The following is an 18,768-nucleotide window of genomic DNA, read 5'->3' on the forward strand; positions in this document are numbered from 1 at the left end:
CGAGAGCCGTCAGCGGCCGAGGAACGCGAGAACTGCCAGGACCCGTCGGTTGTACGCGGTTCCGCTGTCGACGGCGAGCTTGGTGAAGATCGTGTTGATGTGCTTCTCGATCCCGCTGAGGCTGAGGAACAGGCGCTCGGCGATGGCCGCGTTGCTGTGACCCTGTGCCATGAGTTCGAGAACGGCGCGTTCTCTCTCGCTCAGGTCGCTCAGGCGCAGGTCCGGCTCGGCCCGCGATGCGATGAGCTGACGGATCACCTCAGGGTCGAACGCGGTGCCGCCGTCGGCCACTCGCTGGATCGCGTCGAGAAAGCCGGCGATGTCCGATACGCGGTCCTTCAGCAGATACCCCACGCCGCCGCGGCCGTCCAGCAGATCGCGAGCGTGCCGGCGCTCGACGTGCTGCGACAGCACGAGCACTCCGACGCCGGGGTGCTCGGCGCGGATGCTCAGCGCTGCACGGACGCCTTCGTCGACGTAGTCCGGCGGCATCCGCACGTCGACAATGACGACCTCCGGTGCATCTTCGGCGATGGCGGCGATCAGTTCGTCGGCCGTGCCGACGGCTGCTGTCACGTGGTGCCCCTCGGCGGTGAGCAACTGTGCGATCCCCTCCCGCAGGAGTGCCGAGTCGTCGGCCAGCGCTATCCGCACGGGATCACCGCCTCGATCCTGGTGGGGCCTCCGTGCGGGCTTTCGATGTGCAGCCTGCCGTCCTGTGCGGCGACTCGTGATGCGATCCCCGACAGTCCCGCCCCGGTCGGGTCGGCGCCGCCGACGCCGTCGTCTTCGACGGTGAGGACGAGTGTGCCGTGCTCCAACCGCGTGCGTATCTCGATCTCAGCGGCGTTCGCGTGCTTGACGGCGTTCGTCACGGCCTCGCTCGCGACGAAGTACGCGGTGGTCTCCACGACGCGGTCGACGGGGCGCGCATCGGCGCGCAGCCGGACAGCCACCGGAGTGCGATCGCGCAGCGCCTCGAGTGCCACTGTGAGCCCGTCGCGAGCGAGCATCGCCGGGTAGGTGCGCCAGGCGACGTCACGCAGTTCATCGAGGAGGTGCTGCGCCTCGATGCGCGCCCGACCCAAGAGCACGGCGCCCTCGGCAGATTCTCCTGCGCGCTCGGTGCGCGCGAGCAGAAGCGACAGCGCGACGACCCGCTGCTGGACCCCGTCATGGATGTCGCGTTCGATCCGTCGGCGTTCGGCATCGACGGCGGCGACCACGTCGTCGAGAGTCGTGTGAAGACGCGTCACCTCCTGCGCGAGCTCACCGGCACCGGGACGGGCGAACGCCGTCCACATCTGGCGCTCGAGCCACGCGATTCCGGCGATGCCGGAGATCGCGAGGAAGAGCAGCACAGCGCCGGGTGCGGTGAACGCGGCGACGGTGCTCCAGGTGACTCGGCCCGGGTCGGCGCTGAACAGGGTGACGGGTCCCGAGGTCGCGGCCGCGACGATCATCTGGACGCTGACGCTCGCGCCGAGGATGATCAAGGTGACGACACTCGCGCTCAGCATCCCGAGCACAGTGGAGGTCGCCAGCAGGCCGAAGAGCCGCCCTCCCTCAGGAAGGTCCCGTCGAGACACGCCGTCTGCCCAGGTCAGTCGTCGAGCGATCCAGCGCGCGACCGTCTGCGCTGGTCGCACCGGGGCCATCAGCAATGCGAGCACGAGGACGGGCACGTACCCGATCCCGGCCACGGCGCTGAGCACGCCCCGAGTGAGAGTGCGAACCGCGGCCCCGCGCCGAGTCGGCAAGGGCCGGGGACTCTCGCTCGGCGTGCCGACGATCTCCCCGCTCATGACACCATTCTGCCGTCGCTCCTCTGGCGCAGTCGCACGATCACGAACGCGATTGCGGCCACCGCGACGGCGCCGATCACCACATACTGCAGCACGTCGGCGTACCGCTCGACGTGATGCCAGTTCGCCCCGAGCAGGTAGCCCGCCACCACGAACACCGTGTTCCAGATCGCGCTGCCGGCCGTCGTCAGCAGAATGAACCGCCCGATCGGCATCCGTTGGATCCCCGCGGGGATCGAGATGAGACTGCGGAAGATCGGGATCATCCGTCCGAAGAACACCGCCTTCGAACCATGACGCGAGAACCACGCGTCGGTGCGGTCGACGTCACTCACCTTCACCAGCGGCATCCGATCGGCGATGCGGCGAAGGCGAGCGGGGCCGAGCCAGGCCCCCAGCCCGTACAGCACGAGGGCTCCGACGACGGAGCCGATGGTCGTCCACAGCAGCACCTCCCACAGCGGAAAAGACCCTCGGCTGGCGGCGAAGCCCGCCAGCGGCAGGATGATCTCGCTCGGGATCGGTGGGAAGAGGTTCTCCACCGCCACGGCGACGCCGGCGCCGATGCTTCCGAGGGCCTCCATCAGATCGACGGCCCACTGTGCGAACAGGTTCAGGTTCTCGGTGCTCACCATGACTTCGACGCTACGAGCCGGCGTGCTCCCCGGTCACTGCGGCGACCCCTCGGATGAGGTGGGGAAAACCCTACCTCGGCGCGTGGGGTGATGGAACGACGAGCCGGGTGTCATCGAGCTGCCGGACGGGCGGCGCCTTCGCGGCACCGGCGTCCGCAGACCGCGCGGGGGCATCCTCGATCCTGAGTTCGCGGTCTAGCTGCTTCCCCGGGAGCCCGAAGCGACCGCCTGGCCCCATCGTTGGATCCGGTGGCCCGATTACTGTGTGCCGTGAGACTCGATCGACGCCACGACCATCCTGAGAGGCGTTCGGGTCTGCGGCGTATACCGCGGATTCCGCGCGGCGCGGGTGACGCGGTCTTCGGCAGCTTTCTGACGCGCGCGGCTCCCGGGTGCCGATTCGAGCGCGGGTCGAGGATGCCGTATGCTGGGACAGCAGTTGTTGTCTGCATTCTTTCGCCGTGCCTGGGATCAACTGATCGCAGACTCGGAGGCGGAGCGCAGGCTTCCTCGAGACCTCGGGTCTCTAGGGCGGTAGCTCAATTGGCAGAGCAGCGGTCTCCAAAACCGCAGGTTGCAGGTTCGATTCCTGTCCGCCCTGCGCGTCAGCGCAACGCTGACACACGAAAGGTACATTCAGGATGGATCAGGACGAACCGCGCGGCGAGGTCGTCGCGGCCGGCGCCACCCGTGAGAAGAAGCAGAACGCCTTCGGGAGGTTCTTCGGCGGGATCGCACTGTTCATCCGCCAGGTCATCTCCGAGCTGCGCAAAGTCGTCACCCCGACACGCAAGGAGCTGTTCAAGTTCACTGCCGTGGTGCTCGTCTTCGTTCTCATCGTCATGGGAATCGTGTACGGCCTGGACAGCCTGTTCGCCTGGGTCACGCACTGGGTGTTCGGAATCCCTGGCTGATGACGCCCTCGCGGCTCGCGCCGCAGTGATTGGAAAGAAACAACGTGTCTGAACGATATTCCGACGATGCCGACTGGGCGACAGCCGCAGAGCAGTCCAGCGAGGAAGACGAAGCCCAGGAGGGCAACGTCCTCGCCGCGGAGGAGAAGGCAGTCACCTCGGCAGAGCACGTCGCCCTGCACATCGAGGGCGACGACGCTGAAGACAGCAGCACGGACGACGAAATCGAAATCGACGACCCGGAGGCGGACGCGATCGTGAACGATGCTCTCAACCTGAACGAAGCAGCCGAGTCCGAGGCCGCCGCTGAGGTGCTCAACGATGCCGTGGCCGAGGAGGTCGCCGACCTCGAGGCCGCGTCGGCCGACGAGGTCGAGCCCTATGACGGTCCAGACGTGAACGGCGACGACGAGAATGCCACGGGCTCCGATGACGAGGACGTGGAGGAAGACCCGTACGAGGCCTTCCGCGCCGACCTGCGCATGCTCCCGGGCAAGTGGTACGTCATCCACTCCTACGCCGGGTTCGAGCGCAAAGTGAAGGCGAACATCGAGCAACGCAAGTCCACGCTCGAGGTCGAGGACGAGATCTATCAGGTCGAGGTCCCGATGGAGGACGTCGTCGAGATCAAGAACGGCCAGCGCAAGATGGTCACCCGCGTGCGCATCCCCGGCTACGTGCTGGTGCGGATGGAGCTCACCGAAGACACCTGGTCGGTCGTCCGCCACACCCCTGGCGTCACCGGCTTCGTGGGCAACGCGCACAACCCGACGCCGCTGCGCTTCGAAGAGGCCTTCAACATGCTGAAGTCGCTCGTCGAGGTCAAGGACGTCCCGACCGCGAAGAACATCGCCTCGAAGGGCGGCCTGGCCGTCGCCCGTCCGCTGCCGGCAGAGGTCGACTTCGAGGTCGGCGAGACCATCACCATCAAGGAGGGCTCGTTCGCGGGTCTTCCCGGTTCGATCAGCGAGATCAAGCCCGAGAGCGGCAAGCTCACGGTGCTCGTCTCCCTGTTCGAGCGCGAGACCCCGGTCGAGCTGTCGTTCGACCAGGTCACCAAGCTCTAAGGCATCAGCCCGCGAGAACGCCCCACCGGACCAGTCCGGTGGGGCGTTCGTGCGCTCAGCTCGCGTGCTGCGCGGCCCAGTGCGGACTCTGGATGAGTCCGATCAGGTTGCCGAAGGGATCGGTGACGGATGCCGACCACCAGCCGTCTCCGCGCTGGGTCACCGGGTCGAACGCACGAGCACCCAATTCGATCAGGCGATCGAAGGTGGCGCGGACATCATCGACGTGCATGCTCATCAGCGCACCGCCCGGCTCGCCGAGCGGTGCGGAAGCGTGCGTCCATGAGTGCGAACTCGTCTTCGTCGTCGCCGAATCGCCACTCCACGTACTGCGCGGGGCCCTGCTCCGGGCGCACGAAGTACGGCGGCGCGTCGAAGACAGACGTGTACCAGCGGACGGCGGCATCCATATCCGCTGCGACGAGGTTCAGGTTGGCAAGGCCACGGAACATGAGATTCTCCTTCTGAAGGGGCTGTTCTGCTACTTCTTCTATGCTCTCGATTGAAGTGATCACCAATTGATCACTTCAGAAAGAGTTTTGGAATGCGTGCCGACCGTCTGATCCAGGCTCTCCTTCTCCTCCAGGGGCGCCCGCAGCTCACCGCCGCCGAGCTCGCCGCTGAGCTGGAGGTGTCCGTGCCCACAGCCCGCCGCGACCTGGAGGCGCTCGCGATGTCGGGCGTGCCCATCTATCCGACTCGGGGCAGGGGAGGGGGCTGGCGTCTGATCGGAGGCGCGCGAACCGACCTCACCGGCCTCACTCAGGCCGAGGTCAGCTCACTGCTCGTCGCGCTGACTCAGAGCGGTGCGACGTCACCGGAGCGGATCGCGGCGATGCGCAAGCTCGTCCGCGCTGTGCCTGAGCCGTTTCGCGAGGGTGCACAGCGCATTGCCGCGGCCACAATCCGTGACGCGCCATGGGGTACGACCGAGGGCGACCCTCCTCCGCCGGTGGTGGCGCACCTGCAGCGTGCGATCGCCGATGGCTCCCGCGTGCAGGTGCGATACCAGGGAGCTTCCGGTGACACCGAGTCGGAGCTCGTGCCGCTGATGGTCGGCAGCAGAGGATCCCGTTGGTACCTGATCGCAGCGCCCGTGCGCCCGGGGACGGATGTCGCGGATGAGAACCGGCTGCGGACGCTGCGGGCGGACCGGATCGCGGAACTCCGCGTGCTCTCGGTCCCAGGCGCTGCGTCGGCGGGATTCGATCGGGCGCGCGCCTGGGCCGAGATGGTCGAGCGGGTCGAGGGTTTCCGCGGGGCTGTACGTGCGGTCGTGCGTGTCGAGCCCTGGGCGGCCAGGGCGCTCAGTGATCGTTTCGGGGCGCAGGCTCGGATGCTGGACGAGGCGCTCGCCGACGCCGGAGGCGTGTGGATGGAGGTCAGCGCGCATCGGGTGGAGGCCCTGGCCGAGCAGCTCGCGGGGTGGACGGGGGCCGTGGAGGTGGTCGAACCCGCCGAGGTGCGAGCAGCGCTCCGCGAGCTCGGGGAGCGGATGGTGGCGCTCTACCGCGACTAGGCGGAGTGCCCGCGTCGGATGCACGGTCGCAAACGCATCGAAGACCGGCGGCCCCTGTGCGTTTCGGCCTGACACGCGTGGCTACGGGTGGCGGCCCGGATCGGGTAGACTTGTGTGGTTTGTGTGCCGCTTCGGCGTGCACGCAGGCGACCGCAGCCCGGAGATGCCGGGTTCGCGGGAGAACGGATGCCAGGCATCCGCTCGAATGAAAGGAAACAAGAATGGCACCGAAGAAGAAGGTGACCGGCCTGATCAAGCTTCAGATCAACGCCGGTGCAGCCAACCCGGCGCCGCCGATCGGCCCCGCGCTCGGTCAGCATGGCGTCAACATCATGGAGTTCTGCAAGGCGTACAACGCCGCGACCGAGTCGCAGCGCGGCAACGTCATCCCCGTGGAGATCACCGTCTACGAGGACCGCAGCTTCACGTTCATCCTGAAGACCCCGCCCGCTGCGGAGCTCATCAAGAAGGCCGCCGGCATCCCCAAGGGTTCGGCGACCCCGCACACCGTCAAGGTCGCGAAGATCACCAAGGACCAGGTCCGTCAGATCGCCGAGACCAAGCAGGCCGACCTGAACGCGAACGACATCGAGGCCGCGATCTCGATCATCGCCGGAACCGCCCGCTCCATGGGCATCACGGTCGAGGGCTGAGGAGAATAATCATGGCTACGAAGTCCAAGGCTTACAAGGCTGCCGTCGAGAAGATCGAGGCAGACCGTTTCTACACTCCCGCTGAGGCTGTCGCCCTGGCCAAGGAGACGGGCTCGGCGAAGTTCGACTCGACCGTCGAGGTCGCGCTGAAGCTCGCTGTCGACCCCCGCAAGGCGGACCAGATGGTGCGCGGCACCGTCATCCTGCCCCACGGCACCGGCAAGACCGCTCGCGTCATCGTGTTCGCGACCGGCCCCGCCGCCGAGGCCGCGATCGCGGCCGGCGCCGATGAGGTCGGCGGCGCCGAGCTCATCGAGCGGGTGGCCGGCGGCTGGACGTCGTTCGACGCCGCCGTCTCCACCCCTGAGCTCATGGGCCAGGTCGGTCGCCTCGGTAAGGTGCTGGGTCCGCGCGGCCTCATGCCGAATCCGAAGACCGGCACCGTGACCCCGAACCCGGCCAAGGCCGTCGAGGAGATCAAGGGCGGAAAGATCGAGTTCCGCGTCGACAAGCACGCCAACGTGCACTTCGTCGTCGGCAAGGCCTCGTTCACCACCGAGCAGCTGAACGAGAACATCGACGCCGCTCTCGAGGAGATCGTCCGCCTGAAGCCGTCGAGCTCGAAGGGCCGTTACATCCAGAAGGGTGCGGTGTCGACCACGTTCGGCCCCGGCATCCCGCTCGACGTCAACGCGATCTGAGTCGACTCACCGCGAAAGGCCCCCGCCGTGAGGCGGGGGCCTTTTCGCATGTCGACCTGCGAGCGGAACCGGTCGGTCCGTGGTCACGCTCCGGCGACCCGATGCGCGCGCTCCCGCGTCGGCTCGACCCAGGGACTCCAGCGAAACCAGGTCGGCAGCAGCGAGACCAGCCGAGGCGCGCCGGTCACGGCAATGCGGCCGGCGCCGACGGCCTCGGCCCAGCTCGCCGTTCCCTGGAAGACGTCAGCAAGGTCCCCGGTTGAGGTCCTGACCACCACGTCTACATCGAACCCCGGGTGCTGCACGCATACCGAGATCACACCGTGCTCGAGTACGAACCAGATCGTCTCGGGCCTCGGCGCGGTGTGCTGCCACTCGACGACGGCGCGCACCGGCGGGAAGCGGTCAGGCGCGACCCGGCGATGGATCCACCACATGAGCGTCTGAGCGTCGACGGTCCGCGGCTCCAGTTGCTCGAAGTGCCATTCTATCGCCCAGCGGGCCAGTGCATCGATGACGCGCTCGAGGGCTCGTCCCGCAGGAGTGAGCACGTAGACGGTGCCGCGTCCGGTCGGTGCCGGCCACCGCTCCAGCACACCGGCCCGCTCGAGGTGCCGCAACCGTTGAACGAGAAGTGACCGCGAGATGCTCGGCATGGCCCGAGCGATGTCGTTGAAATGGGTATTGCCGAGGATGAGTTCGCGCACCACGAGCGGCGTCCACCGGTCCGCGACGATCTCGGTGGCGACGGCGACCGGGCAGTATCGCCCATATTCGGTCATGCTCCATAGTCGCCCCGTTCGCTCGCCGCGGGTAGTCCTGTTTTCGTACCGGCTGAGTCCCGAATCCGCACTGGGGCGACCGGCATCGCCCCGCGGATGCTGAGACCATGACGATCACACAACAGCCCGATACCGCCACCCCTCACCGGGCCACGTCCCTCCTCGAGCGGGCAGCCGCGATCGGCCCGACACTCGCGGCGCACGCCGCCAGGCACGACCGTGATGGAACCTTCGTGACAGAGGCCTATGACGCGCTCCGTCAGGCAGGGCTGCTGAAAGCGGCCGTCCCTGTCGCTCTGGGCGGCGACGGTGCCTCCGTGGCACAGCTCGCCGCTCTGCAACGCGAACTCGCCCATCACTGCGGATCGACCGCTCTCGCCAGTGCCATGCATCAGCATGTGACCTGTTTCACGGCCTGGCGCCATCGTCGTGGCATGCCCGGCGCGGAGGCGACGCTGCGCCGCGTGGCCGACGAGGGCATCGTTCTGGTCTCCACAGGGGGTGGAGACTTCACCCATCCGGCAGGAGTGGCGGTCGCAGCCGAAGGCGGCTATCGCGTCTCGGGTCGCAAACGCTTCGCGAGCCAGTCCTCTCATGGAACGGTGATGTCGACGATGTTCGTTCTCGACGACCCGGAGCGGGGACGACGGGTGCTCAACATGGCTGTGCCCATGAGCGCAGACGGTGTCGAGGTCGACGCGACCTGGGACACCCTGGGGATGCGGGGTACGGCGAGTGATGACGTCGTGCTGACCGATGTGTTCGTGTCTGCAGAGCGCGTCCTCGCTGATCGGCCGTATGGGATCGTCGATCCGCCCCTTCAGGTGATCGCGAGCATCGGCTTCTCGATCGTCGCCGGGGCCTATCTCGGCGTCTCCGAGGCCGCATACGAGGCGGCTCTCGCTGCGGCCCGGCCGCGGGCCACCGATCCGCTCGTGCAGCGACTCGTCGGAACGATGCGGCAGAAGCTGCGGATCGCCTCATGGGCCCTCGACGGGGCACTCGCGGTCGTCGGTGACGACCCGACGCCCTCATATGACATGTACCTGTCGGTGATGTCCGCCAAGGCGGAGATCGCACAGCGCGGAGTCGAGGTCTGCGATCTGGCCATGCAGGTCGCCGGCGGCGCATCGTTCTTCCGCGGTTCGATCATCGAACGGTGCTATCGCGACATCAGAGCTGCAGCCTTTCATCCGCTCACCCCGGAGGCGACACTCGTCGAACTCGGACGCGTCGCGGTGCAGTGACCGTCGCCGGCACCGAGCGCAGCGAAACTCACCCGCCGAGGACCGGAAGCACGAGGCTGACGGCGATTGCGATCATGATGACCGCGATGGCCGCGTCGAGAATGCGCCACGATCGCGGGGTGCGCAGCCAGCGCCCGAGGTAGCGAGCACCGAATCCGAGAGCGGTGAACCAGACGGCGCTGGCGACGACGGCTCCGGCGGCGAAGAGCCAGCGGTCGTCGCCGTGAGTGGCCGCGATCGAGCCGAGCATGAGCACCGTGTCGAGGTAGACATGCGGGTTCAGCCAGGTGAGGGCCAGCACGGTGAGTGCGACCGGTGCGAGGGCGGTGCGCGTGGTCGTCCCGCCTCGGGTCACTTGCTTGCTCGACGAGAACTCGTTCGGATCGCTCTCCTCGACCCGCATTGCACCTTCCTGGCCGCGCCAGGCGCGTCGTGCGGCGAGCAGCCCATAGCCGAGCAGGAAAAGCGCTCCTGCCCACCGGGCCAGATACACCAGCCACGGTGCAGCGGAGAGCACGAACCCGAGACCCGCGACACCGGCGACGATGAGCACGGCATCCGACACTGCGCAGATCGCGACGACGGCGATGACATGCTCGCGGCGGATGCCCTGGCGCAGCACGAACACGTTCTGTGCGCCGATGGCGACGATGAGCGACAGTCCAAGTCCGAGACCGGCGAGCAGAGGAAGCATGACTCCACGCTATGTCTCGCGCATCATCAAAACCAGCGAAGATTCCTTCCGCACCATTAGCATTGCTTCATGCGCATCGATCCGGAACTCGCGGCGACGGTCGCGGCGGTCGTCGACGAGGGCACTCTCGATGCGGCAGCGCGGCGCCTTCACATCACCCCCTCGGCGGTGAGTCAGCGGCTGAAGACCATCGAGCAGCAGCTCGGGCGCGTCCTCCTCGTCCGTTCGAAACCGGCGCGGACGACGGAAGCGGGTGAGGCGGTGGTGAGACTCGCCCGCCAGGTGGCACTCCTCGAGCACGACGCGCTCGCCGGACTCGACCCCGACGGCGGGACGGAGCGCATCCGCGTGCCGCTTGCCGTGAACGCCGATTCGATGGCCACCTGGTTCCTCCCGCCTCTCGCGCGGCTGTCCGACCGGCATGAGATCGACTTCGATCTGCACCGCGACGACCAGAACTTCACAGTCCGGCTCCTCGAATCCGGCACGGTCATGGCCGCGGTCACGAGCGAGGAGACGCCGGTGGCGGGCTGCTCGACCACGCCGTTGGGGGTACTCGAGTACCGAGCCATGGCGACGGAGGGGTTCGCGACCCGGTGGTTCCCGGACGGCGTGACGCCGGACGCCCTGACGAGGGCACCGTTCGTCGACTTCGACCGCCGCGACGCACTGCAACACGAGTGGCTCAGCGCTCAGGGCGTCTCGCACCAGGGTGTGCCTCGGCACTACGTGCCCGCGTCCCACGACTACGCACTCGCGGTGCGGCTCGGACTCGGCTGGGGGATGCTACCGCTTCCGCAGCAGACAGGAGAGCTCGTGCCGCTCGGTGGCCCGGAGCTGCGGGTCCAGCTCTACTGGCAACAGTGGAACCTGCGATCCGACCTGCTCGACACGATCGCTGGGGAGGTGGCGCTCGAAGCGCGACGCATCCTCGGCACGGCGGTGCCGTCCGACTAGTCGCCCGCGCCCGGTGTCACACCGTTCGCGAGCGCATGCAGCAGCCGCGTCAGGTTCTCGATGTCCTGCAGGTTCCAGTCCTGAAGGGTGTTCATCAGCATTCCCTCCTGCGGGAGACGCGCGGCCGCCAAACGATCGGTGCCGAGGGTCGTCAGTCGCAGCAGGAACGAACGGCCGTCCCGGGGATCGGCGGAGCGCTCGACGAGCCCGAGTTCCTCGAGCTCGCGGACCATCCGGCTCGCCTGACTCTTGTCCACCAGCATCCGCTCCGCGAGCGCCGACACCGTGACCTCCTCGCACCGGGCGATCGTCGTGAGCGTCTTGTACGCGCCTGGGAGCATGCCGGGACTGACGCGGTTCGCGTTCTCCAGGATCACCCGGCGGAAGTGCGTGATGAGCTCGCCGAACTCCGCTTCCAGAGCGCGGACGGCGGCGGTCCGTGCCTCAACGTCGGACATCGTCGCCCTCGCCATCCGCTGCAGGCCGGCGGACGGTCGGCGCACTGCCCGTCGGCGCGCCGGACAACGCCGTCGCATCGGCGAGCGCCACATCGGCGGCATCCTCGACGGTCGCCGTCGCTGCGGCATCCGCCTGGGCCCTTTCGACCGTCGTCATCGTCGTGAGCGGAGCGTTCGGCAGGAACAGGATCGCGATGAGGCTCAGCACGGCGATCGGCACTCCGATGAGGAACGCGTGCGAGATCGCCTGGGCATAGAAGTCCTCGACGATCACGCGAACGGGCTCGGGCAGCAGGCGAACCTCCGGCAGCGTGCCGCTGGCGAGTTCCTCCGCGACCGCGGCCCCCTTCTCGCCGAGGCCTGCGATCGTCTTGGCGAGCTGCTCCTTGCCCTCGGCGAACAGTCCGGTGATCGTGTTCGCGACGACGGCACCCATCACGGAGACGCCGATCGTGCCGCCGAGGCTGCGGAAGAACGTGACGCCGGAACTCGCCACGCCCATCTCGCTGGGCTTGGCGACGTTCTGCACGATGAGCACGAGGTTCTGCATGGTCATGCCGACGCCAGCGCCGGTGAGGAACATGTAGATCGACACGAGGACGAAGTCCGTGTCGTAGTGCAAGGTCGACAGCATCGTGGACCCGGCGATCAGGAGCACGGCGCCCAGGATCAGGTAGCCCTTCCAGCGGCCGTAGCGGGTGACGAGCTGGCCGATGAAGATCGACGAGAGAAGGAGTCCCGCCATCATCGGCAGCGTCATCAGGCCTGCTTCGGTGGGGGAGGCGCCCCGCGACAGCTGCATGTACTGGGCGAGATACACCGAGGTGCCGAACATCGCGATGCCGATCGAGATCGACGCGATCACCGACAGGGTGAAGGTGCGGCTGCGGAACAGCGACAGCGGAATGAGAGGCTCGGTGACCTTCACCTCGACCACGATGAAGGCGACCGTGGCGACGAGCACGCCGCCGAGCATGAGGACGGTCTCGATGCCCCACCAGTCGAAGCTGGAGCCGGCGTTGGTGATCCAGATGAGAAGCAGCGACACCGCGGTCGACAGCAGCACGATGCCGGCATAGTCGATCGAGACCTTGCGCGCCTTCTGAGGGCTGATATGCAGCGTCTTCTGCAGAAGGATGAGGGCTGCGATCGCGAACGGGAGTGCGACGAAGAAGTTCCAGCGCCAGTTGATCGCGTCGGTGATCCACCCTCCGAGCAGCGGTCCGCCGACGGTCGCGACGGCCATCACCGCGCCGAACAGGCCCATGTAGCGGCCGCGCTCGCGCGGGCTGATGATGTCGGCCATGATCACCTGGCTGAGGGCGGCGAGTCCGCCGGCGCCGAGTCCTTGGACGGCACGGAAGGCGATGAGCGTGTTCGTGTCCTGCGCGAAGCCGGCGGCGGCGGTGGCGACGACGAAGAGCACGAGCGCGATCTGGATCAGCAGCTTCCGGTTGAACAGGTCGGCGAGCTTGCCCCAGATGGGGGTCGAGATCGCCGTGGTCAGCAGGGTGGCGGTGATCACCCAGGTGTACGCCGCCTGATCGCCGCCGAGATCGTGCACGATCACGGGCATGGACGTCGAGACGACGGTGGCGGCGATCATCGAGACGAACATGCCGAGGAGGAGGCCGGTGAGTGCCTCGAGCACCTGCCGGTGCGTCATACGGGTGGGGGAGTCGGTGGTCATGGGCGACCTTTCGCAGGGAAGAGAACGGATGCTGCGACGACGGCGGCGCGCGAAAGTAGTTGAACTGACTCAACTATACGCTGATGGTTGACCCACGTCAACTACTCGAGCCGCGCTCGATGACCGTGACTGTGCCGGGGATCCTCGGTGGTCATGTGGGTTGCTGCTGGTCGGCTGATCGGGTCTTCGGCAGCGTGGCTGTCGCTCCGATGATGAGGGGACAGTCGCGAGGATCCCTCGTCAGTCCGCGAGTGCGAGCGCCCGGAATGCGTCTCGCTCGCGCAGTTGCTCGCGGCGGCTGGCGACGGCATCCATGACTCGGGTCGGCGGCTGCTGTCCTGTGGTGCGGCGGTAGAGCTCGTCGATGAGCGAGGTCGCGAGGCCGACGAGCTTCGCGATCTCGCGCTCGTCGCGGTCGATCCACACGCAGCGAGGCTCGTCGTGGATCGGAGCGAAGTCGTTGTGCTCCTCCCAGACGAAGAGCGTCCGCTCGGCGCCGAGCACATGCTGCTGCCACCACACCTGCCGCAGGTACGTACGGGGGATTCCCCGCCACGGCTTATTGGTGGTCTTGATCTCGGCGAGCTGCACGCGGCCGGCCGTATCCACAGCGATGCCGTCGGGGGTTGCGAGATGCCGATGTTCGACTTCGGCGCGGAACAAAGCGGAGGACGGCAGGATGCCGTGAGTGGCTGCCACCCAGCCCGCGATCTCGGGCTCTCGCCGTCGGCCGTGGTCGGTGTAGGCGTTGCCCCCGAAGCGTGGGCCGCCGCCCAGCTTGGCGTCAGCGGCGCGAGTGATCGATCTCTCGCTGGTGAGTCCGGCCACATCCGTCGCCGTGATCCCGCGTGATCTGGCCCTCATCCACGCGACGCGGTCGCGGGAGTCCGCGACGATGCGTGCGGTGAGTTCGGGGGTCACCTGTCGAGCCTAACCCCGTCATCGGACGTCTCCGTCCGCACACGCCGCCCTGTCCCTTCGTCCCCACCCCTGTCCTCCGCCCCAACCCCGTCGTCTCGCCCCACGGCTGCGCCGAGTGCACGGGATCGCGCCGAGCGCACGGCTTCTCCGCGCGGATATCCCGCGCAGTCGACAGCATCCGGTGCAGTCGCCGATCCGCGGCGCGCGTAGCCCTCGTCCTGCACGATCGACCGATCGCAGAACTTCTCCACGGGTCGCGTGGCACCGGCATCCGGCGGACGTGGCGGAGAAGCAGGGTGAGGGATGCTCACCCGCACCGAACCGCACCTGGAGCATCTGGTCCGTTCCCGCCGGGACCTCCTCCTGAACGGATGGACCGATCGGTCCATCGCCGATGCAGTGCGCGGAGGGATGCTGTTCCATATCCGGCGCGGTTGGTACATCCTCGTCGAGGACCGCGAGGTGCTGTGGCCCGAGGGTCGCCACCGAGCGCACGTCATCGCCGTCGCGCGGGATTGTTCTGGGAACGCGGTCATGTCGCACACCTCGGCCGCCGTGCTGTGGAGGTTGCCGCTGTACCGGATCAGGTTCGCCCGGGTGCACATGACCACGGACGCTCCGTCGCGAATCTCGAGTGCACGGGATGTGCGACGGCATGTCGCACCGTTGCCCGTCGACGACACGAGTGCCATCGACGGCATCCGCTGCACCAGCCTCGCTCGCACCGTGTTCGATCTCATCCGCACCCTGCCTCTGGAAGCGGCCGTGACCCTCGCTGATGCTGCGGAACGACAGATGGCCGAGCGACGGTGGGAGTGGGACCTGGATGCGGTCACATCCTGGCGTCAAGCGATGAGCGAGCGGCTGGCCGCCGCCTCCGGGGCGCGCGGAATCCGTCAAGCGCGATGGGTGTCGGAATTCGCCGACGGCCGAGCGCAGCTGCCCGGCGAGAGCGTAAGCCGGCTGCAGCTGCACCGGCTGGGCTTCGCGGCCCCCGAGCTGCAGGTTCCGATCGAGGGACCTGACGGCAAGCGGTACTTCATCGACTTCGGGCTCGACGATGTCGACAGCTACGGCGAGTTCGACGGTGAGCGCAAGTACCTCGATGAGGCGCTGAGGTCCGGAAAGAGCATCGAGCAGGTGCTTCTCGAGGAGAAGCAGCGTGAAGACTGGATCCGCGGGCGCACCCAGCGGCGATTCGCACGATGGGGCTTCGAGCACATCGTGACCGCACGGCGATTGGCGGAGCGGCTCGCCTCCTTCAGTATCGCGTCTCCCTGAAGATCGGAACCGGCGCCCCCACCGAGTGCGCGGGTTCGCGCCGAATGCACAGCTTCTTCACGCAAATGTCCCGTGCATTCGACAGCATCCGGTGCACTCGGCGTCAGACGCAATTACCGAAGTCAGCGCACCGCGGCCCACGAGGCGGGGCCGGCGGAGCCGGCGACGTACTCGTCCAGTGGCACCTCATCGCGCCGCCAGGCTGCGAGGATCGGCTCGATGATCCGCCAGCTCTGCTCTGCGGCGTCACCCCGGACGGCGAGGGTCGGATCGCCGTCGAGCACGCCGGAGAGCACTTCCGCATAGGCGCGGAGCGTGCCTTGACCGAGATCGGCGGAGAGCGTGGCACGCTCCAGCTCGAAGGGGTCGTCGGCGCCGTTGAGGTTCAGCTCGAGCGAGATGCGGTCGGGGCCGAGGGAGAAGCGGAGCACCGCGCCGTCGGCGGACCCGGTGAGGCCGGTCGGCACATGCCGGACCGGCCGGAAACGCACGACGATCTCCCGCGCCGGGTCACCCAGCGCCTTGCCTGAGCGGAGGGTGAAGGGCACGCCGGCCCAGCGGGCGTTGCGCACCTCGAAGGTCGCCTCGGCGAGGGTCTCGGTGTTGCGGCTCGGGTCGACGCCCGGTTCGTCGACGTACGACGGCTTCTCGACGCCCGCGACGGTTCCCGCGGTGTAGCGCGCGCGCCGAGATGCGGTGGCAGGGTCATCCCCCCACACCGTGGTCGCCCGAAGCACGGCCGTGGTCGCCGCGCGGAAGTCGACCTCGCCCAGCGTGGCCGGCTCCTCCATCGCCAGCACGGCGAGCACCTGCAGGAGGTGACTCTGGATCATGTCGACCATGGCCCCGGCGTTGTCGTAGTAGCCGGCGCGCCCCTCGAGGCCCAGCTTCTCGTCGTACACGATGCCGACCGACTCGATGCTCTCGGCCGACCAGAGCGGCTCCAGCAGCCGGTTGGCGAACCGCGCACCCAGCAGATTAAGAGTGGTGGAGCGCCCCAGGAAATGGTCGACGCGGAACACCTGACTCTCCGGGACGAGCCTGGCGAGTACCCGATTCAGCGACCGCGCGCTCGCCTCGTCGACGCCGAAAGGCTTCTCCATCACCAGCACCGCACCTTCGGGCAGCATCTCGGGCGTGAGCGCCTGGAACGCGGCCGTGGTGACCGCGGGCGGCACGGCGAAATACAGCGCGACCTGCCCCGAGCAGTCCGAGAGCAACGCGCTGAGATCGTCCGCCCGTGTGATGTCGGTCTTGCGGTAGGTGATGTCGACCCGCGAGACCGCACCTGCTGCATCAGCGGAGGCGAAGGCCGTGCTCACGAGCGTCTGGAGGTCGGCATCCGACCAGTCCTCCCGGTCGGCACCGATCAGCCGGACGCGGCGGGACGTCTCGAGTGTGAGCAGTTGCCCCAGTGCCGGAAGCAGCAACCGGGAGGTGAGGTCTCCTGAGACCCCGAAGATCACCAGCGTCGTCGCATCGGTCATTGCTCCACCGTATCCGCTCGCCCGGGATGCGGCCATGACACAATCGTTGCGATGCCAGCCCCGATCGAGGACTACGCGCTCCTCAGTGATTGCCGCACCGCGGCCATGGTCTCGCGCGGCGGCGACATCGATTGGCTCTGCCTGCCGCGCTTCGACTCACCGTCGGTGTTCGGTGCGCTCCTGGGCGATTCGAGCAACGGATGCTGGAGTCTTCGCCCGGTCGACAGCACCGCCACTGCGCAGAGGCGGTACCTGCCGGACACCTTCATCCTCGTCACCCGGTGGGAGACCACGACCGGTATCGCCGAGGTGCACGAGTTCATGCCGCTGCACGACAGCCGCAGCGACGTCGTCCGCCGTGTGATCGGCATCTCGGGCAGCGTCCAGTTCTGTACCGAGTTGCGACTGCACTTCGATTACTCGCGGACTCTCCCCTGGGTGCGTCAAGTCGGCACTGCCGAGGCGCCGGCCCTTCACGCGACCGCCGGCCCGGAGGCGGTGATCGTCCGCGGCGTGGCGCTGGTCGCCGACGACCACGTGCACCGGGCCGACCTGACCGTCGCGGCCGGCGAGAGGCGCGATCTCGTCCTCAGCTGGTTCGCCTCGCACCGGCATCCGCCGGAGCCCCTCGACGTGGAAGAGGCGTTCGCGCATACGAGGTCGTGGTGGCAGGGATGGGCCGGCGGCATCGAGCACGACGGACCGCACCGCGATGAGGTCGTGCGCTCGCTCCTCGTCCTTCGCGCGCTCACCAACAAGGACACCGGCGGGATCGTCGCCGCCGCCACCACGTCGCTGCCCGAGGAGTTCGGCGGATCCCGCAACTGGGACTACCGGTTCGTCTGGCTGCGGGACGCGGCCCTCACCCTTGAGGTGCTGATCGCCCACGGGTTCCTGCTCGAGGCGCATCACTGGCGGCAGTGGCTCCTTCGCGCGGTCGCGGGCGAACCGGATGAGGTTCAGATCATGTACGGCATCGCCGGTGAGCGCGATCTCACCGAGCGCGAACTCACCAGCCTGCCCGGCTATGGCGGTGCAGCTCCCGTGCGCATCGGCAACGGCGCCGTCGGCCAGTATCAGGGCGACGTGATCGGCGAGGTGCTGGTCGCCCTGGAAGCGGCGCGGATCGCGGGTCTCGACGAGACAGACTTCTCGTGGCCGTTGCAGCGGGCGCTCATCGGCAACGTCATCGACGGGATCGAACGGCCCGACAACGGCATCTGGGAGATCCGCGGCGAGCCCCAGCGCTTCACGCATTCCCGCGTCATGATGTGGGCGGCTCTCGATCGCGGTGTGCGGGCGGTGCGGGAGCACGGCCTGACCGGCGATGCCGACCGCTGGGAGCGGGTGCGCGACGACCTGCGTCGGGAGATCGACGAGCACGGCGTCGATCCGGAGCTCGGGTGCTTCGTGCAGCACTACGGCTCCCGCGAGGTGGACGCCTCGCTGCTGGTGCTGCCGCAGGTGGGGTACTGCGCCGCCGACGACCCGCGGATGCTGCGCACCGTCGCGCGCATGGAGGACACCCTGCTGCGCGACGGATTCCTGCTCAGGTACCGCACCGAGACCGGCGTCGACGGACTGCCGGGCGGCGAGCATCCGTTCCTCGCCTGCAGCTTCTGGCTCGTCGAGCAGTATGCCGGCAGCGGGCGCGTCGACGACGCGAACGAACTGATGGCGAGGCTCCTGGCGCTGCCCAACGACGTCGGCCTGCTCGCCGAGGAGTACGACGTCGGTGCGGGGCGTCACGCGGGCAACACCCCGCAGGCGCTGTCGCATCTCGCGCTCATCCGGGCAGCCGACGCACTCGCGGGCCACACCGGGCGTGCGGCGGACAGGCACTGAGACGATTTGGGTGAGCGCGCGCGGTGGGTTAGAGTGGAGGCAACCGAAGACCGCTGGTCATCGTCGTGCACGCGAGTGCGAGGCGATCGAAGCTCTGCATCGCAGGGGCCCG

At 68.0% G+C, this 18,768-nt stretch carries 19 protein-coding genes and 1 tRNA gene; 10 read left to right on the forward strand and 10 right to left on the reverse strand.

The genetic code is table 11. The features are described 5' to 3' along the window. Positions 1-9: 9 nt before the first annotated feature. From RIN18_RS08265 to RIN18_RS08275, 3 genes are read right to left on the reverse strand one after another with little or no spacing between them, the layout of a single operon-like run. Complete coding sequence (locus RIN18_RS08265; protein WP_309103489.1) at positions 10-654, reverse strand: response regulator transcription factor; 645 nt, start codon at positions 652-654, stop codon at positions 10-12. After that, complete coding sequence (locus RIN18_RS08270) at positions 645-1,805, reverse strand: ATP-binding protein (RefSeq protein ID WP_309103490.1); 1,161 nt, start codon at positions 1,803-1,805, stop codon at positions 645-647. Before RIN18_RS08270 ends, RIN18_RS08265 begins: the two co-directional genes overlap by 10 nt. Further along, entirely contained in the window at positions 1,802-2,440 is a 639-nt protein-coding gene (locus RIN18_RS08275) for a DedA family protein (RefSeq protein WP_309103491.1), read from the reverse strand. Before RIN18_RS08275 ends, RIN18_RS08270 begins: the two co-directional genes overlap by 4 nt. Before the next feature lie 528 nt (positions 2,441-2,968). Between RIN18_RS08275 and RIN18_RS08280 the strand changes: the two genes are divergently transcribed. The 3 genes from RIN18_RS08280 (at position 2,969) to nusG (ending at position 4,421) form a co-directional block, all read left to right on the forward strand. Then, positions 2,969-3,041: transfer RNA gene (locus tag RIN18_RS08280), tRNA-Trp, on the forward strand. 40 nt (positions 3,042-3,081) lie between these two features. Continuing rightward, positions 3,082-3,354 carry a preprotein translocase subunit SecE gene (gene secE / locus RIN18_RS08285; protein ID WP_309103492.1) on the forward strand — a complete coding sequence of 91 codons (273 nt, stop codon included), beginning with the start codon at positions 3,082-3,084 and terminating at the stop codon, positions 3,352-3,354. Positions 3,355-3,398: 44 nt separating this feature from the next. Then, positions 3,399-4,421, forward strand: coding sequence for a transcription termination/antitermination protein NusG (gene nusG, locus RIN18_RS08290; protein ID WP_309103493.1), 1,023 nt, complete (start codon positions 3,399-3,401; stop codon positions 4,419-4,421). A gap of 55 nt (positions 4,422-4,476) precedes the next feature. Here the strand turns inward: nusG and RIN18_RS17645 are convergent, their stop codons facing one another. Further along, a complete protein-coding gene (locus RIN18_RS17645; protein WP_375163512.1) occupies positions 4,477-4,827 on the reverse strand; it encodes a VOC family protein in 351 nt (116 codons plus the stop codon). 138 nt (positions 4,828-4,965) lie between these two features. Between RIN18_RS17645 and RIN18_RS08305 the strand changes: the two genes are divergently transcribed. The 3 genes from RIN18_RS08305 to rplA all read left to right on the forward strand — a co-directional run bounded on the left by RIN18_RS08305 (position 4,966) and on the right by rplA (position 7,294). Next, positions 4,966-5,940: a WYL domain-containing protein gene (locus RIN18_RS08305; protein ID WP_309103496.1), complete on the forward strand. Its 975-nt coding sequence runs from the start codon at positions 4,966-4,968 to the stop codon at positions 5,938-5,940. Between the two features lie 221 nt (positions 5,941-6,161). Next, positions 6,162-6,593 carry a 50S ribosomal protein L11 gene (gene rplK, locus RIN18_RS08310; protein ID WP_309103497.1) on the forward strand — a complete coding sequence of 144 codons (432 nt, stop codon included), beginning with the start codon at positions 6,162-6,164 and terminating at the stop codon, positions 6,591-6,593. A gap of 11 nt (positions 6,594-6,604) precedes the next feature. Further along, entirely contained in the window at positions 6,605-7,294 is a 690-nt protein-coding gene (rplA, locus tag RIN18_RS08315) for a 50S ribosomal protein L1 (RefSeq protein ID WP_309103498.1), read from the forward strand. An 83-nt stretch (positions 7,295-7,377) separates the two neighbouring features. Here rplA and RIN18_RS08320 read toward each other — a convergent pair whose 3' ends face one another. Next, entirely contained in the window at positions 7,378-8,076 is a 699-nt protein-coding gene (locus RIN18_RS08320; RefSeq protein WP_309103499.1) for a helix-turn-helix domain-containing protein, read from the reverse strand. 107 nt (positions 8,077-8,183) lie between these two features. Between RIN18_RS08320 and RIN18_RS08325 the strand changes: the two genes are divergently transcribed. Continuing rightward, positions 8,184-9,323, forward strand: coding sequence for an acyl-CoA dehydrogenase family protein (locus RIN18_RS08325; protein ID WP_309103500.1), 1,140 nt, complete (start codon positions 8,184-8,186; stop codon positions 9,321-9,323). 28 nt (positions 9,324-9,351) lie between these two features. On the opposite strand, the gene RIN18_RS08330 is transcribed toward RIN18_RS08325, so the two are convergent. After that, positions 9,352-10,017, reverse strand: a complete 666-nt coding sequence (locus RIN18_RS08330) for a LysE/ArgO family amino acid transporter (protein WP_309103501.1) — start codon at positions 10,015-10,017, stop codon at positions 9,352-9,354. 69 nt (positions 10,018-10,086) lie between these two features. Between RIN18_RS08330 and RIN18_RS08335 the strand changes: the two genes are divergently transcribed. Then, positions 10,087-10,974: a LysR family transcriptional regulator ArgP gene (locus RIN18_RS08335; RefSeq protein ID WP_309103502.1), complete on the forward strand. Its 888-nt coding sequence runs from the start codon at positions 10,087-10,089 to the stop codon at positions 10,972-10,974. On the opposite strand, the gene RIN18_RS08340 is transcribed toward RIN18_RS08335, so the two are convergent. From RIN18_RS08340 to RIN18_RS08350, 3 genes are all read right to left on the reverse strand, one after another. Then, positions 10,971-11,432: a MarR family transcriptional regulator gene (locus RIN18_RS08340; protein WP_309103503.1), complete on the reverse strand. Its 462-nt coding sequence runs from the start codon at positions 11,430-11,432 to the stop codon at positions 10,971-10,973. The genes RIN18_RS08335 and RIN18_RS08340 overlap by 4 nt on opposite strands. After that, the gene (locus RIN18_RS08345; RefSeq protein ID WP_309103504.1) at positions 11,419-13,122 is read right to left on the reverse strand and encodes an MDR family MFS transporter; all 1,704 of its coding nucleotides are present in this window, start codon (positions 13,120-13,122) and stop codon (positions 11,419-11,421) included. Before RIN18_RS08345 ends, RIN18_RS08340 begins: the two co-directional genes overlap by 14 nt. A gap of 240 nt (positions 13,123-13,362) precedes the next feature. Continuing rightward, positions 13,363-14,043 carry a YqaJ viral recombinase family protein gene (locus RIN18_RS08350; protein ID WP_309103505.1) on the reverse strand — a complete coding sequence of 227 codons (681 nt, stop codon included), beginning with the start codon at positions 14,041-14,043 and terminating at the stop codon, positions 13,363-13,365. 303 nt (positions 14,044-14,346) lie between these two features. On the opposite strand from RIN18_RS08350, the gene RIN18_RS08355 reads away from it, so the two are divergent. Further along, positions 14,347-15,324, forward strand: coding sequence for a hypothetical protein (locus tag RIN18_RS08355; RefSeq protein WP_309103506.1), 978 nt, complete (start codon positions 14,347-14,349; stop codon positions 15,322-15,324). A gap of 122 nt (positions 15,325-15,446) precedes the next feature. Here RIN18_RS08355 and RIN18_RS08360 read toward each other — a convergent pair whose 3' ends face one another. Beyond that, complete coding sequence (locus RIN18_RS08360) at positions 15,447-16,811, reverse strand: glucose-6-phosphate dehydrogenase (RefSeq protein ID WP_309103507.1); 1,365 nt, start codon at positions 16,809-16,811, stop codon at positions 15,447-15,449. 51 nt (positions 16,812-16,862) lie between these two features. Here RIN18_RS08360 and RIN18_RS08365 point away from each other — a divergent pair, with 51 nt between their 5' ends. After that, positions 16,863-18,656, forward strand: coding sequence for a glycoside hydrolase family 15 protein (locus tag RIN18_RS08365; RefSeq protein ID WP_309103508.1), 1,794 nt, complete (start codon positions 16,863-16,865; stop codon positions 18,654-18,656). The last annotated feature ends 112 nt before the right edge of the window (positions 18,657-18,768 follow it).

Origin of the sequence: Microbacterium sp. (genome assembly GCF_031179285.1) — a bacterium.
Classification (GTDB): Bacteria; Actinomycetota; Actinomycetes; order Actinomycetales; family Microbacteriaceae; genus Microbacterium.